Annotated in this window: 15 protein-coding genes; all 15 read left to right on the top strand. The window is 46.9% G+C overall.

Going from position 1 to position 15,938, the window contains the following annotated elements; translation table 11 throughout:
• On the top strand, nt 1-901 hold a 901-nt coding region (locus tag SGI97_02635; protein ID MDZ4722791.1), incomplete at its 5' end, for a BamA/TamA family outer membrane protein.
• Between the two features lie 135 nt (nt 902-1,036).
• Nucleotides 1,037-1,837, top strand: a complete 801-nt coding sequence (locus SGI97_02630) for a UbiA family prenyltransferase (protein MDZ4722790.1) — start codon at nt 1,037-1,039, stop codon at nt 1,835-1,837.
• Between the two features lie 155 nt (nt 1,838-1,992).
• The gene (locus SGI97_02625; protein ID MDZ4722789.1) at nt 1,993-2,868 is read left to right on the top strand and encodes a hypothetical protein; all 876 of its coding nucleotides are present in this window, start codon (nt 1,993-1,995) and stop codon (nt 2,866-2,868) included.
• A 21-nt stretch (nt 2,869-2,889) separates the two neighbouring features.
• A complete protein-coding gene (locus tag SGI97_02620) occupies nt 2,890-3,879 on the top strand; it encodes a MoxR family ATPase (protein ID MDZ4722788.1) in 990 nt (329 codons plus the stop codon).
• Between the two features lie 14 nt (nt 3,880-3,893).
• Nucleotides 3,894-4,769: a DUF58 domain-containing protein gene (locus SGI97_02615; GenBank protein MDZ4722787.1), complete on the top strand. Its 876-nt coding sequence runs from the start codon at nt 3,894-3,896 to the stop codon at nt 4,767-4,769.
• Between the two features lie 26 nt (nt 4,770-4,795).
• Entirely contained in the window at nt 4,796-5,698 is a 903-nt protein-coding gene (locus SGI97_02610) for a hypothetical protein (GenBank protein ID MDZ4722786.1), read from the top strand.
• The gene (locus SGI97_02605) at nt 5,634-6,752 is read left to right on the top strand and encodes a hypothetical protein (GenBank protein MDZ4722785.1); all 1,119 of its coding nucleotides are present in this window, start codon (nt 5,634-5,636) and stop codon (nt 6,750-6,752) included. Before SGI97_02610 ends, SGI97_02605 begins: the two co-directional genes overlap by 65 nt.
• Nucleotides 6,749-7,795, top strand: coding sequence for a VWA domain-containing protein (locus SGI97_02600; GenBank protein ID MDZ4722784.1), 1,047 nt, complete (start codon nt 6,749-6,751; stop codon nt 7,793-7,795). The genes SGI97_02605 and SGI97_02600 overlap by 4 nt, the downstream gene beginning before the upstream one ends.
• 27 nt (nt 7,796-7,822) lie before the next feature.
• Nucleotides 7,823-8,845: a VWA domain-containing protein gene (locus SGI97_02595; protein MDZ4722783.1), complete on the top strand. Its 1,023-nt coding sequence runs from the start codon at nt 7,823-7,825 to the stop codon at nt 8,843-8,845.
• Nucleotides 8,838-9,584, top strand: coding sequence for a tetratricopeptide repeat protein (locus SGI97_02590; GenBank protein MDZ4722782.1), 747 nt, complete (start codon nt 8,838-8,840; stop codon nt 9,582-9,584). Before SGI97_02595 ends, SGI97_02590 begins: the two co-directional genes overlap by 8 nt.
• Nucleotides 9,544-11,415 carry a BatD family protein gene (locus SGI97_02585; protein ID MDZ4722781.1) on the top strand — a complete coding sequence of 624 codons (1,872 nt, stop codon included), beginning with the start codon at nt 9,544-9,546 and terminating at the stop codon, nt 11,413-11,415. The genes SGI97_02590 and SGI97_02585 overlap by 41 nt, the downstream gene beginning before the upstream one ends.
• Nucleotides 11,408-12,166, top strand: coding sequence for a tetratricopeptide repeat protein (locus tag SGI97_02580; protein ID MDZ4722780.1), 759 nt, complete (start codon nt 11,408-11,410; stop codon nt 12,164-12,166). The genes SGI97_02585 and SGI97_02580 overlap by 8 nt, the downstream gene beginning before the upstream one ends.
• A gap of 99 nt (nt 12,167-12,265) precedes the next feature.
• Nucleotides 12,266-13,309: a lysylphosphatidylglycerol synthase transmembrane domain-containing protein gene (locus SGI97_02575; protein MDZ4722779.1), complete on the top strand. Its 1,044-nt coding sequence runs from the start codon at nt 12,266-12,268 to the stop codon at nt 13,307-13,309.
• On the top strand, nt 13,306-14,274 hold the full coding sequence (gene corA / locus SGI97_02570; GenBank protein ID MDZ4722778.1) for a magnesium/cobalt transporter CorA: 969 nt from the start codon (nt 13,306-13,308) through the stop codon (nt 14,272-14,274). Before SGI97_02575 ends, corA begins: the two co-directional genes overlap by 4 nt.
• Nucleotides 14,265-15,926: a bacillithiol biosynthesis cysteine-adding enzyme BshC gene (gene bshC, locus SGI97_02565; GenBank protein ID MDZ4722777.1), complete on the top strand. Its 1,662-nt coding sequence runs from the start codon at nt 14,265-14,267 to the stop codon at nt 15,924-15,926. Before corA ends, bshC begins: the two co-directional genes overlap by 10 nt.
• The last annotated feature ends 12 nt before the right edge of the window (nt 15,927-15,938 follow it).

Genomic DNA, 15,938 nt, shown 5'->3' with positions numbered 1-15,938 from the left:
GAATCTGGATCTTCGTCTGCGCAATATCTTCGGAGATGGACGCGAGGTTTCTGTTGTGAGCGATCGACGCGCGAGTAGCCGCTCGAATTTTCGCGTCGCATATTCCCAGCCTTTATTCTGGCTTGGTTTAGGTCAAATTGAAAGTTTTATAAGTACTCGCAATTACAAAAACGAGTTTTATGAATTCGCTCTCGAGACTAATTACCGGACCACAATAAAAGAGGATCTGTTCGGTGGAGCAGGCATAAGTGTGAGAAGAGTCGAGCCTGTATCCGGTGTAGATCGATATGTGCGCTTTCAAGGCGACTTCCGGTTTGAAGGTCGGGGTTTGGACGTTATGAGAAATCCGGGTCGAGGATTCGTTTTTGATTGGACTCTATCCTACATTCACCGAAAATACGACAAGAGGCTAATAGATACATTACGGAATGATGGCAGTTCATTTAATGACACACGCGCAACATTTTCCGCAGACCTGTATCAGCCGATTGCAGGAAAGTTCCGTGCGCATATCGGGGCAGATTATATGGGTTTTGAGACCGCGGAAAAGTTGCCCCCGCTTTCAGAAATGATTCCTCTCGGAGGTCCCGGCAGTCTGAGGGGTTATCGGAGCGAACAGTTTTTTGTTCAGAGGAGCGTCTTTGGTACAGTGGAGCCGAGACTGCGCTTTGAAAACGGGACACTTTTTACATTTATTGATGCCGCTTATCTGAACCGGCCCATTCTGGAAACGCGGACAGCGGCAGGCTCTGTCATAACTGAAGAACTCTTTCGCTATTCATACGGCGTGGGGATATCGCTTCTTACAGAAGAAAGATCGCTGATGCTTTCGCTGGGCTGGAATCCCGAACTTCGTTTGAGCCAGCCGCAGGTGTCAATTGAGTTGTCGTCCGATTTATAGTCCTGGGCACAGTCGTAGCCTCTTGGTGTATCTCCTGTGCTATAATTGTTGATGTTCTCAGGTTACTCGTCTATTTTCTAACTCGTGTCAACATTCGTACATATATGTAGACTTATTCGAGTCACAAATTGTCTGATGGCCATGGTCGGAGTGTGGGTTGGGGCATCAATGACCGCCACCGACGCTTCGTTGGACTATCTAAATATATTCTTCACTTCTATAGCCACATTTCTGGTGTGCGCGGCCGGAAACATCGGAAATGATTTAGCTGATATTGAAATCGATCGAATAAATCGTCCTGAGCGAATATTGGTTCGCGGCCTGCTCAGTACAGCTTTTTCAAAACGTCTATTGGCTGTGCTTAATCTTCTTGCGGTAGCAATCAGCCTGACTGTAAATTTTACTGTATCGCTCGTATGTCTCTCGGCGATAGGGCTGCTCTATCTCTATAATCACCGCCTAAAGCGGATTTTATTGCTCGGTAATCTCACCGTTGCGGCGTTGGCCGCCATGACCCTTTTAGCTGGTGGGTATGCTGTCAATGTCAACGCGGCATTGCTCATACCTGGTCCGCTCATTGGGGTCATCTATGCATTTATTCTGCATTTCATCAGAGAGCTTGTCAAAGATGCGCAGGATATCGAGGGGGATAGCCGCGCCGGAGTGATCACATTTCCATCCGTAGCGGGCATTGCATCAACTCTCAGGGTGGTTTTGGTCTGCTTGGCGCTTCTGTTTGTTTTCACTGTTTTATTAGTCAAGTCTGAAGCGTATGGGTCTGTATTCGCTATTCTTGTGATCGGTTGCGTAAATGTTCCGCTTTTGGGATTCTTTATTTACGCCCTTAACCGACCAACTCAGAAAATAATTGGTGTCGGGTCGTTTCTGCTCAAAATCGGGATGGCAGTCGGTCTATTTGCTCTGGTTATAGGTTAAAAACAATTGAAACAAAAAAGCCCTCTGACGGTATAATGACACATTGTTTACGGTTACTGACGGAAGTAACTAAACACTTGACAAACAATTGGCGGATGATACTTTACGCCGCTTGGACATGCCCACTCAGTGTTTTACGTAACGAGATACTAAACATGATTCGATTCTGGAAACTTCTGTTCTTTTTCGTTTGTCTTGCCTGCTCCTCTACAGCGAGCGAGTTGTCACTATCACAATCTTTGGATAAGGCCTCAATTGCTTTCGATGAAACCGCCACGCTTGAGATCACGCTCAGTTGGCAGGGGGATCAATCGGCCTATCGATTCGACAAACCACTTCAACCGCAATTAGACCGTTTGAAAGTCAAACAGTTCTCGTCGTCAGTCAAGACCTCCACCGCAGAGGCAGGCGAAATAACAACCAAGACTTTTCGCTTTAACCTTGAGCCGACAATTTCCGGCGCAGGGAAAATAGAGCCAATAGTCATAAGATATGTCAGTTGGCCTGACAGTATTTCCGGAGAGCTTGTCACCGAAGGAATGATACTGATCGTTTCCGATCCAGTGGCCAGGCCGACTTCAGTCCCGAGAACCCCAACCTTGCTTTCCCGTCCGGTAAAAATCATTCTCGGGATAACGTTGCTTTTGAGCATGACATTTGTCGCGGTGCTGGTCATTCGAAGCCGGAGGCCGAACGAAGTGATCCAGACACCGACTCAGAAACTCCTGGTTCGATTGAGCGCTCTGCGTGAAGAATCCGGCGGTGATATGAAACAGTTTCAAACGGGATTATACAAACTGCTTCTGTGGTACCTCTCGACCAACCACGGTATGAACTCCACACCTCGCCCGACAGAGGACATCGTTCGGTTTATAGACACAAGCGATATGCCCCCTGCTTACAAAGAAAAGATTGGGGCTTGGCTCCTTCAGGCACAAAGACAGAAATTTTCCCCGGTTGCGCCTGCCCCCGGCGATGTGATACGCCTTGAGGCTGAAGTTCGGTCGCTTTTTGAAACAACGGCTCATTAACAGTGAATAGATGGAGGAATGATGGAGTTTGACATCCAGCAGATTCAGGCAACAGTAGAAAAAGAGGCTTCGTTTGTCGAACGGCTCACGAGCGAGTTGAGTTCTGTCATCGTCGGACAGAAATATCTCATTGAACGCCTTATGATGGGGATTCTTGCCAACGGACATATCCTTATTGAGGGAGTTCCGGGTCTTGCCAAAACGCTCGCAGTGAAAACCCTTGCCGATGCCATTCAAGTGAAGTTTCATCGCATCCAATTCACGCCGGATTTGCTTCCTGCTGACCTCATCGGCACGATGATTTATAACCCTCAGAAGGCAGAGTTCACTGTCAAACGGGGGCCGGTTTTTGCAAATATTATCCTTGCCGATGAGATAAACCGCGCTCCCGCCAAAGTTCAGTCCGCGCTATTGGAAGCTATGCAAGAGCGACAGGTTACTATCGGCGACACGACCTATCCCCTCGACGAACCGTTTCTTGTCCTGGCCACTCAGAATCCAATCGAGCAGGAAGGGACGTATCCGCTCCCAGAGGCCCAAATTGACCGGTTCATGTTTATGCTAAAGATTACATACCCGACCCCTGCCGAAGAACGGATAATTATGGACCGCAATACGGCAGTACACCACTTTGAAGTCAAACGGGTCATAAGCCCTGCAGATATTATTCGAGCGCGCGATGTTGTTCGTTCGATCTATGTTGATGAGAAAGTAAAAGAATATATTGTGAACATTATCTTCGCAACGCGCGAGCCACAGAAATACGGTCTCTCTGACCTAAAAGACCTCATATCCTTTGGCGCGTCGCCGAGAGCTACAATTTATTTAAATTTGGCGGCAAAAGCCCATGCCTTCATCAAAGGGCGCGGCTATATAACTCCAGAAGATGTAAAAGCAATCGGCCCGGATGTGCTCAGGCACCGCGTTATCCTCACCTACGAAGCGGAAGCCGAAGAAGTGACATCGGATAAAATAGTTCAACGCATTTTCGACGCTATTGAGGTTCCATAACGGTCGTCTGAGCTATGATACCCCGCGAAATACTGAAAAAAATCCGTCGTATCGAAATTCGCACGAAGAGATTGGTCAATGATCTCTTTTCGGGTGAATATCATTCCACCTTCAAAGGACAAGGGATGGAGTTCGAAGAGGTGCGAGAGTATTATCCCGGCGATGACATTCGGCTTATAGACTGGAACGTGACGGCGCGCACGGGTTTCGCGCATATCAAGAAATTCAGAGAAGAGAGGGAGCTCTCGGTTGTGCTTTTGGTCGATGCCTCGTCTTCTGGCAAATTCGGAACCCGCGACCGCTTCAAAAGCGATACGGCCGCTGAATTGTGCGCCTTGCTTGCTTTTTCCGCTATCAAGAATAACGATAAAGTAGGCTTGATTATTTTTACGGATAGGATTGAAAAATTTGTACCGCCCAAGAAAGGGCGTGGACACGTGCTTCGGATTATTCGTGAAATTCTCTATTTTCAGCCCGAGGGAAAGGGAACTGATGTCAACGGCGCACTTGAATACTTCAACCGCGTCATACGACGAAAATCAGTTGTCTTTCTTATTTCGGACTTCCTGTCTCAGGGTTTTATTAAGCCCTTGCAGATAGCCAACAAGAAGCATGATATCATCGCGATAAGGGTTTCCGATCCGCGCGAGAGCAGTTTTGAGGATGTTGGACTCATCGAGCTTGAGGACGCCGAGACTGGCGAAGTGGTGCTCATTGATACCGGGTCGCGTGAGTTCAGAAAAGAATTCTCGCGCCGGGCTGCGGAAGATAATAAGAACCTGAAAAGGGGTTTTCAGGTTATCAATATGGATTTTGTGGATATCCGCACCAACGAATCATATATCGTCCCGTTGGTAGGTTTTTTTAAAATGAGGGAGAAACGCCATTGAACGCATATAGGAAAAGAAAAATAAGGATGGTTTTGGTCAGTTGTCGGAATCTGCTTATACTCTTTGCCGCATTGACATCTATCAGTTCCTGTAGAGGGAACAACACCGAGGCCGATCTTGAACGCCATAAAACAATAGCCGGAGAACTGAGGGACAACAAACTCTTTTCTTCCGCAATAGAAGAATATCAGCTTGTGCTTATAAAGGGCAATCTGACCAACGAGCAACAGGGGAATATTAACTACCTGATAGGCAAAATATATTTTGACGACCTCAAAGACTATGATCAGGCCTCGGCTTATTATCTGAGGGCAAGGTCATGTTCACCCGAGGGGCCATTTATTGCTGAAGCCTCGAAGAATTTAATAACGGCTCTGGAGAAGAGCGGGCGTCTGCTTGATGCAAAACGCGAACTGACGACTATGGTTTCAGTTGATCAACAGCCAAGGGCAGAAAATGACCCGATAGTCGCGCGCTGGGGGCAGCGCTCAATTTCTCTTTCTGAAATAGACAATCAAATACAAAGTCTTCCTCCGGAAATTCAGAGCCAGCTAATTGCAAGTGAGGAGAAAAAGAACTTCCTGCGGCAGTATGTGGGGGTTGAGCTTCTTTACGATGCCGCATTGCGCGAGCAACTGGATGTCAATCCTGAGTTTGTGCGAGCACGCGATCAACTTGTTAAGAAAATGCTTGTCGATCAGTTTGCCAAAAATAAGATCATGCAAAAAATTCAGATCGATAATGTTGACATTCAGAATTATTACACTGCCCACCGAAGTGACAAATATGACGATGCCGCATTTGAAAGCGTTCGAGATCAGGTTGTGCGAGACTGCCAAACGGAAAAAGCTGAGGCGGCTTATCATGAATATATCAATCAGCTGGCGCAAACAGGGAATGTTGAATTCTTTGAGCAACATCTTAGATAGTATCACCCAGAAACATTCACTTCTGATTCCGGCTTCTTGTTTTGTCAGAGTGGTTGTGCTTCTTGTGATAGCTTTAACCATAATGACTTCACCTGTCGCGGCGCAGGAGGCCGATACGGTTGCATCTCTGCCCGGTATCGAGATTGAGACATCGGTTGATTTAGCCGAGGCCTATATTGGTGATTTGATTACTTATAAAGTTATTATTACATACGACACCCTATATGAACTCATCCCACCCCCTCTCGGCGCGAATCTTGGTGCCTTTGACGTAAAGGATTACCACCCCGATGTTGAGTCCAAGCTCGATGACGGCCGCAACCGAAGCGAGAACACGTTTGTGTTGAGTACATTCACCACCGGCGATTATATTATCCCGCCAGTTCCTATTTTCTTCAAACGGGCCGACGAAAGCGGAAAATATCTCCTAACTGAGCCGGTGCCGATTAAGATAAACTCGCTTTTGTTAAATGCCGATGATTCTGCCGATATTCGTCCTCTAAAAGAGCAGGCCGAATTCAAAAGAAACTGGACCCCGTACTATTGGTGGGGGGGGGCAGCGCTGGCTCTTCTGGCAGCGCTCTTTCTCTGGTGGAAACTTCGAAAGAAAAAGAAGGAAGCTGAGTTTATTGATCTGCGGTCTCCATGGGAAATTGCTTTCGCTGACTTGGCATTGCTCAAGCAAAAACCGTTTCTCGACGACGGCCAGTTCAAGGAATACTATATTGCGCTGACCGAAATTTTGCGCTCTTATTTTGGGAGGATATACAAGGTTGATGTTTTGGAAATGACAACTGAGGAATTCCTCGAAATATTTCAGGAGATCGAATTAGCTGGAACTCTCTATGTCGACTGTTCGTCATTTTTCAGGCATGCCGATCTGGTAAAGTTCGCCCGCTATATTCCTGAACGAGAAAGAGTCGAGTCCGATTTCAAACTTGTCCATGACATTATTGAATCCGTTCGAGAAGATGTCATTAGAAAAGCACAAGTTGCAACTCAGGCAGCGAAAATGTCCACACAGGAACCGGTCGCGGCAGGTGGCAGGCGATGAAAGATATCGAATTCTCAGGATTTGGATTCAATCTGTTCGGCTCCGGAGACCTGCAGATATCTCCGATAGCCATATTTGTAGCCGGAGGAATACTCATCCTCGTAATGCTCATTTACTATTTTAGACAGAAACGATTTAAATCGGCGACAATCAAGTATTCGGATGTCAAAATAGTTTCACGCGCCGCACGATCCAGCCGTCAGAAGTTCAGATTTGTGCTCATTGCATTTCGGCTGCTGGCAATTGCATTTCTTGTTCTTGCCTTCGCTCGCCCAAGGTCCGGTACCGAAATTAGGGATATCACATCTGAGGGAATCGATATTATGATTGTGCTCGATGTCTCCTCATCGATGCAAGCCGAAGATTTCAAACCGAACAATCGATTGTTCGTGGCAAAACAGGAGATAAAGAATTTTATTAACAAACGAGTCAATGACCGTATCGGGCTAGTTGTCTTTGCGCGCAATTCATTTGCGCAGTGCCCACTCACCGTCGATTACGGCGTTCTGCTTGAATTTGTGGATCAAGTAAACTTTGGATTGCTTGAAGACGGCACGGCTATCGGAATGGGTATTGCCAACGGTGTTAATCGCCTGAGAGAATCGGAGTCCAAGTCCCGCATCATTGTTTTGCTGACCGATGGTGACAATAATGCCGGCGAAATCGATCCCATTACTGCGGCAAATCTTGCCGCAGCCTTTGATATAAAAATTTATACGATAGGCGCCGGGAAGAAGGGGAATGCCATGTTTCCCTATCAAGACCCAATTTTCGGCAAACGCTATATTTATCAGCCGACCACAATTGACGAAGAAACTTTAACAAAAATAGCCGAGGTGACGGGCGGGAAATATTTCCGAGCTCAGTCAGGCAAAGAACTTGAGGAAATATACTCTATTATCGACAATCTGGAAAAGACGGAAATCAAAGTATCCCATCATATCCAGTACAGCGAGCTATTTCCTTACTTCACTTATGCCGGTTTGCTACTGCTTGTTTTGGAGGCGCTGCTTGGATATACATATTTCAGGAAACTGCCGTAGGGCTTAGCGAGTTTTAGTAAGACTAATATGCGATTTTATTCACCCGAACATCTCTTGCTTATTCTTGGAGTAATTATTCTTGGAGCGTTTCTCTTTTGGGCGATCAGCCGCAAAAAGAAGCTTCTTGCGCGATTTGGCGATATTCCATTGATCATGAAAAATGCCCCGTATATATCATTTGCGCGCCAGCGTACAAAGGCCCTGTTAATAGTCACCTCTCTCATATTTATCATAATTACACTTTCCCGGCTGCAATTTGGGACTCATTTTGAGACTGTAAAACGTGAAGGATTGGATATTGTTGTTGCCTTGGACGTCTCTAATTCGATGCTTGCGGCTGATATGAAACCAAATAGGTTGGAACTTGCCAAACAAGAAATCCGTAGTATTATAGATCGGCTGCAAGGAGACCGCATCGGTCTTGTGGCATTTGCCGGTGAAGGATTTATTCAATGCCCGCTTACGCTGGATTATGCCGCGGCTGAAATGCTGCTCTCGGTGATGGATAATGAGTCGGTGTCTATGCAAGGGACATCGCTTGGCGCCGCAATTGAGACGGCAGCCAAAGCGTTCAATCAACAGGAGACAAAACACAAGGTTCTTCTGTTACTGACCGATGGAGAAGATTTTGGCGGCGGGGTAGAGGAAATTGCCAAGGAAGCGCGTAAACAGGGAGTGCGGATATATTGTGTGGGTATAGGCTCCCCTGCCGGGGTGCCGATTCCGATGCTTGATCGCAAGGGAGAGCAGGTCGGTTTTAGGAAAGACGAAGGAGGCGAAGTTATAGTCTCAAAGCTCGATGACGTCACGCTTCAAAAGGTGGCGCTGGCGACCGGGGGTAAATACTATCATGCGACAGCTGGCGAAATTGAATTGGATAAGATTTTTGATGAGATATCGGGTCTGGAAAAGAAAGAACTGGAAGGTACTTTGGTGACAAAATATGACGACCGTTACCAGTGGCCGCTCCTAATAGCCATGTTTTTTATTATAAGCGAGTTTTTTCTACCAGAGCGAAAGAAACCGACAACGGAGGCGGCAAATGAATAAGATCAATTTGTATATTCTCGCGCTGGTAGTCATATTAGCTGCTGGGGATCTCTACGCCAAAGATTATATAGATGCTGTCAAAGAAGGAAACAAGGCGTACAAGACCAAAGACTACAAAGCGGCCTTAGAGCAATACCGAGTCGCGGAAACTGAATTTCCCGAAAATCCCAATATAAGCTACAATATTGGCGGAGCGCTCTTCGGCCAGGAGAAGTATAAGGAAGCCGTCGAAGAGTATAATCGCGCTCTCAATGGAAATGACCAAGGCATTACCGCCAACACACACTATAACCTTGGTAACGCACATTTCAAGTTAGAGGATTATCCCAAAGCCATCGAAAGCTATGAAAACGCGCTGAAGGCCAATCCCAACGACCTGGATTGCAAATTCAACCTGGAACTCGCCCGCAAGATGCTCAAAGAGAATACTGAGGCACAACAGCAGAATGACAACCAGCAGCAGCAAAAGCAGGACCAACAAAAGCAGGAAAAGGACCAACAGCCGAAAGACGACCAGCAAAAGCAGGATGAGAATCAGGATCAGAACCAGCAGCAGGATCAGCAAAACAAAGATCAAAAAGACAAATCCAAGCAGGAGGGTCAGAGCAAGCCCAATAAGAAAATGTCTAAAGAGGATGCTGAACGTATACTGAACGCACTTCGCGACGATGAAAAAGATGTTCAGAAGAAAGTCCGCCATGAAAAAGGAACCGGCAACTACAATGGCAAAGACTGGTAAGATGAAACTCGCACCCCGCTTGCTCTGGTTTGGTTTCAGCGCTCTTGTGTTGACTGTGGTATTATGCTCATTGCCATCAACCGGGCATGCGCAAACAAATCTGAACTTATCGGTGTCGATAGACCGTGACACCATAAGCATGGACGAGCAAGCTGTCCTGCTCATCGAAATCTCAGGCGCCAGTCAGAACCTGCCATCACCGCAGATGCCGAATTTACCAGCGTTTGAAGTCTATTCTCAAGGACGTTCCAGCAGTCTTAGCATCACTAATGGCGTAATGAGTTCCTCAGTCGCCTATCGCTATTTGCTCATGCCCCAGAAGTCCGGAGTCTATCCAATCGAAGGAGTGACAGTAGTTCATGAAAATAAAAGTTACACAGGAAATAGAGTCACGCTGACAGTGCTCGACTCGAAAAGCCCGACGACAGAGCGTCTCGAAGATCGCGCTCTCAACCGCGAAGGAGACTCGAAAGATTATTTTCTCGAGGGCCTGGTTGATAAGAAAAAGCCATTTGTGAATGAGCAGATAACCCTCACGTTGAAATTTTATACTGCAATCCAGTTTTATGGAACACCAGAGTTGACAGAACCAGCCACTACTGGTTTCTGGACAGAAATATTGGGCAACAAAGCGCCGTATTACCAGCGCCTGAATAATCGCCAATATAAAGTTATCGAGCGAAAATATGCGCTCTTTCCGACCCAGACCGGTGAACTCACCATTGGCCGCGCGATAATTACGACAACTGTCGCAGGCGGCGGAGGGCGGGGGCGCGACCCATTCGATGTCTTTGGAGATTTTTTTGGCAGGGGACAAGAAGTGACAATGCGCTCGACGCCTATAACAATCGATGCACAGCCTCTTCCTGATGAAGGCAAGCCGGACAATTTTACCGGTTCAATCGGCAATTATAGTATTACGGCAACGTCTAACAAAAAAACAGTCGAAGTAAATCAACCGGTATCCCTGACTGTCAAAATAACGGGTTCAGGGAATATAAAATCTGTGGCTGAACCGATTCTCCATGAAAGCAATGATTTTCGGATATACAAGGCATCAAGTAGTGAATCGATGAGCAAACTCGATGACAAACTCGGTGGTTCGAAAATATTTGAAGAAGTGTTTATTCCCAAACGCCCGGGCGAGCTTGAAATCCCTGCTCTGGAGTTCAATTATTTTAACCCCGGCCAGAAAAAATACGTCACATTGAAGACAAATCCTGTGAAGATTAGCGTGCGCAAGCCTGAAGGGTATGCGGCTTCTCCGGAACTGCCGTATTCGCCTCCTGGTCAGACTTTGGGTTCGCAGTCCGGCGATATACGATATATCAAAAAAGATTTGGGAACGGTGCGGCCTGTCGGGCAGATACTGCTTCTCAACCCTCTCTACGTTGTCGTGAATGCGATACCTGTCCTTGTGCTGGCTGGAATGATTGTTGTGCGGGCGCGACGTGAACGGCAGGCCTCAAATATTGGACTAACTCGGTCAAATAGTGCGTCACGGATTGCTCGCAAGCGTCTTTCGAAGGCAAAGTCACTTGCTCGCACGAACACGGCAAAAGAATTTTATGGGGAGATAAGTCTGGCGGTCACAGCTTTTATTGCCGATAAGCTCAATATTTCTCCGTATGGCCTAACGAGCGATAAAATCGCAGATTTGTTTGGCGAGAGATCAGATGATTCCCAGTTGAGCAGCGACTGCATTCAGTTGCTTCGCGAATGTGATTATTCACGTTTTTCGTCGATCAGCCCTACTATCGAAAGCATTCACCAGTCGCTTTCCCAGGCCGAAGAGGTATTGACCAGACTTCAGGGGGTTAGATTTGGCTAAAGTCACGAATTCACTGCTGCTTTTTGCATTGGTTCTCTTTATTCCTCAGCTTTTGTTGAGTTCGGTAGTTGAAGATTTTGAGCGCGGCAATCGCTTCTACGAAGAGCGCCACTTCGACAGCGCGATCACCCTCTATTCAGGAATTATTGACAGCGGAGTTGAGTCGGCTGCGATCTATTTCAACTTGGGAAATTCGCACTTCAAGAACGGCGATTTGGGGCATGCCGTCCTTTCCTACCTCCGCGCGCAGAGACTTGATCCGACTGATGACGACATTTCCGCTAATCTCGAACTTGCCCAAAGTTTCACTTCGCTTCAAATGGCCGATGTCCCACTCAATCCGGGCAGAACTTTTCTCAATAAGCTTCTTCTTCCGCTTCGACTGGACACTCTGGCATGGATTTCCTCAGCATTGTTTATTCTGTTTATTCTTTTTCTGATAGTGCGATTTGGATTGGGGCAGCGAAGACAATTAGTTCGAACGGCGACGGTATTTACAATCATTTTGCTTATTTTCTCGTCCTTAGCGACAACTTGGAAGTATCGGGAGTCGCACGTGCGTCAGCATGCTGTCATTGTGTCCGAGACGAGTCCTATTCACACCGGACCATCGGAGCAAGCCGATATCGATTTTGAGGGAGCCTCCGGACTGGTTGTCGAAATCATAGGCGAGACCGAAGACTTCTTTCATGTCCGGCTGGAGAATACCCGAAGCGGCTGGATAAAGAAAGACCTTATTGCACCGGTATAGGTTCAGTACCTATTACGCTTTAATTGGTTGACACCTCTTTAACAGCTTTCTATCTTATCAGTTTGCCGGTGAACAAGCGCCGGAGGAGAATTGTGGATAGTGAAGATCCTCAAAAACAAGCAGTTCTGGGGCGCCATCATTGGATTGGCGCTGTTAATCTATTGCGTAAAGGATATCAGGCTCTCCGAGTTGAAAATTCTCCTTAGTAGTCTCAACTATTACTTTCTGATCCCTTCCGTCAGTTGTTCTTTTCTCTACGTGGCAATTAAGGCCGCGCGATGGCGCATGCTTATGGTACACCCGAATGGGTTATCATTCAGCAAAGTTTTTTCCCTCTACGGCGCGGGACTGGTACTTACTACCGCAATGCCTGCACTGACTGGCCAAGTAGCGCGACTTATTTTGTTTTCGAGAAAGCTAAAAATGAGAAAGTCATTTGTTTTCTCGACATTGTTTCTTGAAATCCTTTTTGACTCAGTCAGCCTTATAATCTTTATTGTCATCACTTCGCTTGCATTTGTTTTCCCCAGCGAGTACCGCTCGCTGAGCTATATCATCACTGGCGCCACCGCATCTGCCGTTGTCGCTCTTTATTTGATTCTTCAATACCAGGAGAAATTGGAAAGGCTGTGCCTGAGACTCTTGCGCAATAGGCGTCCGGGGATATATATCGCCATCAAAAAGTTTATTCGGTCGTTTGCCAAAGGCATTCGCCTGCTTCGCTCGAGCCAGCACCTGTTTGGCACACTCACCGTATCCCTCCTCTCCTGGTTTACGCACTTGCTGGTTGTCTATTTTCTATTTAAGTCTTTCGCTTTCGATCTGCCCTTTGCTGCCGCAGCAGTGTTGATGGTAATAAATACCTTAGTTCTGATGATTCCGATAACCCCTGGAAACGCCGGTATGTTTGAATTTGCGGTCACAACATCGCTTGCGGCTTTTTCGATTGGCCGCTCGGATGCGGTCATGTTTGCGCTCTCGCTTCACCTTATCGATTTGCTTCCAATCTTTATTTTCGGCGGCTGGTATCTGCGAACTCAAAAAAACACAACTGGAGTTGCAGAAAGCGGGCATACAAGTGAACATTCTCTCACCAGTAGCCTGGCGGCTCCGGCTGTGACTAGTCCTAAGGAGCGCGCATGATTCGTTCCTTCTACTATGTCCCCGGACAGGGAGTAACAAGCCATGACGGTATCGCCGACTTTGATGCAATGACGGCGGTCGAAGGTTCAATTCTGTGGGTAGACATGAAAAAGCCCACTGACCAGGAGCTTTTCGTCCTTACCCATGACTTCAAATTTCACCCGCTTGCCATTGAAGACGTTATCGCCGAAAGATCCCGCACAAAAATCGACGATTACGAGCGCTATCTTTTCCTTGTCTTTCATGCTGTGGACTATATCGGCCGAGAAGAGGGGCTTAAGGTGAGCGAAATGAATTTTTTTCTCACGAAAAATTCTCTGGTTACTGTCAGACATGGCGATCATAGAACCTTTGACCATTTGTATAGCCGCGCCGAACGGGACGAAAGACTTGTGACACGCGGAGCCGACTACCTCTTTCATGCTATCATTGATGCGGTAGTTGATAATTACAACACGACTCTTGAGATTATCGAATCAGAAGTCGACGGGGTCGAAGATGATGTACTGGGACAGGCCGATGAGGACACCCTCAAATCGATCTTTACCCTGCGACGGGATATAGTTCAGCTCAAACGAATCGTCGCGCCGCAAAGAGAAGTTGTCAACCAGCTCACTAAACAACATTACAGTCTGATCACGCCCAATTTGAACGTCTACTTTTCTGATATTCATGACCACCTTGTACGAATTATCGATATGTCAGACTCGCACCGGGAAATACTGAATACATCGCTTGAAGTCTATTACTCGTCGGTGTCAACGAAGACTAATGATATCATAAAATTTCTGACAGTTCTGACTGCCGTCTTTATTCCTCCGACCCTTGTCTCAGGAATCTGGGGTATGAATTTTGAAAATCTTCCCGGGCATGACTGGGAGCATGGCTTTCTCATTATCATGGGATTCATTCTGGTCCTTATTTTCGGCATGTTGATTGTCTTTCGACGGAAGAAATGGATTTAGATATAATGCCCAAACAATTGACAACAACTGAACCGCGCACATTAAGTGAAAATGTCCAGATAGATGAGTCGTTTGGCTACACGCAGTTGTTTCGTGATTTTCTGGCAGGTTCGCCCAAGGCGAAACAATTCTTTGCATCACACGACCTGCCGAAGGTATGTAAAGCTATTGACCAGACCGAATATCAGCGCGAGCGGATGACCGATATACTTATCAGGCAGAACAGAGCATTTGGCACTTCGCAAAAGGTACTAAAAAATATCGAGCGCCTTCGCAATCCACAGGCCGTCACTCTTTTCTGCGGACAACAGGCAGGACTCATGAGCGGCCCGCTCCTCACTCTCATAAAGGCAATAGGAGTGGTAAAGGCCGCACGGCTATACGAAGCCCAGCTTGGACGCCCGGTTATTCCTATTTTTTGGATAGCTGCCGATGACCATGATTTTGCTGAGATAAATCACATTTGGCTTCTCAACCGCCAATCTGAACCTGTTCGTGTCGGATACGATGCCCCTCCGACGATTGAACTGCCGGCATCAGAAATTCTTCTTGAAAATGCCGAAGAACTTGAAAAAATGAAGCAGGCGATGAGGGACGTTTTGGGTGAAAGTGATTTCACAATTGATCTGTATGATCTCGTGAACACCGCCTATGCCCCAAGCGAGACGCTTGTCACATCTTTTGCGAAATTCATGGCACGCCTCACACAGGAAACAGAACTTGCCTATTTCTCACCCGGCGATGATGATGTCAAAGACGTTGCCAAGCCATTCTTCCTGTCACTTATTGATAAGCGAGACGAAGTCCGCAACACAATCAAAGGGACAAACGAAAAGCTTGTGCAATCCGGATACCATCGCCAAGTGGAAAAAGACGAAGCAAACTGTCATCTGTTTTATCATGAGGGAGGGCGCAAGCCAATAGTTAGGGGTGGTGACGATTTTATTGCCGGTGATCAACGATTTACATTAACCGAGCTGACCGACAAAATAAATGAACATCCAGCTCTGTTCTCAACCGATGTCATGAGCCGCGCCATTTTGCAATCATTTCTCTTTCCGGTTGTGTCTCAGAAAGGGGGGCCTTCCGAGATTGCGTATCTTGCTCAAGTCAACCCTCTCTTCGCGCTCTTTGATCTTCCAACTCCGGTTTACAGACATCGACCATCCGCCACTCTTGTCGAGCGACGAATCGCTTCGATGATGCAGGAATATGACATCAAGTTTGCCGATATGAGCGGGGATAAAGAACAGATTGTCAATCGGGTACTTCATGCGACATTCCCGGATGATATCGGACGCTTGTTCGAACGCTTCAGGGAAGACTTGAAAACCCGTTTTGAGGTCTTCAGCCAAAAATCACTGGCTTTTGATCCCTCGATGGAAGAGTCCGCAAAGCAGACACAGGGAAAAATAGATTTCGCGCTTGGGGCTTTCGAATCCAAACTCTTTGCCGCGCACAAGAAGCGCAGTAAGGAAACGCGAGAGCGGATATATCGCATCGCCAACAGTCTCTATCCCAACCGCAATTTCCAGGAGCGTTCAATTAATATCAGCTACTTTATCGCGAAATACGGACTTGGTGTGGTGTCATTGATCGTGGATAATCTCGACAGCGAGGAGGCAAAACATCAGCTTATTTATATTCCATAACCGAGGATTGTG

Source organism: Candidatus Zixiibacteriota bacterium (assembly GCA_034439475.1).
Lineage (GTDB): Bacteria > Zixibacteria > MSB-5A5 > GN15 > FEB-12 > JAWXAN01.
This window is presented reverse-complemented; position numbering and strand designations above follow the sequence as displayed.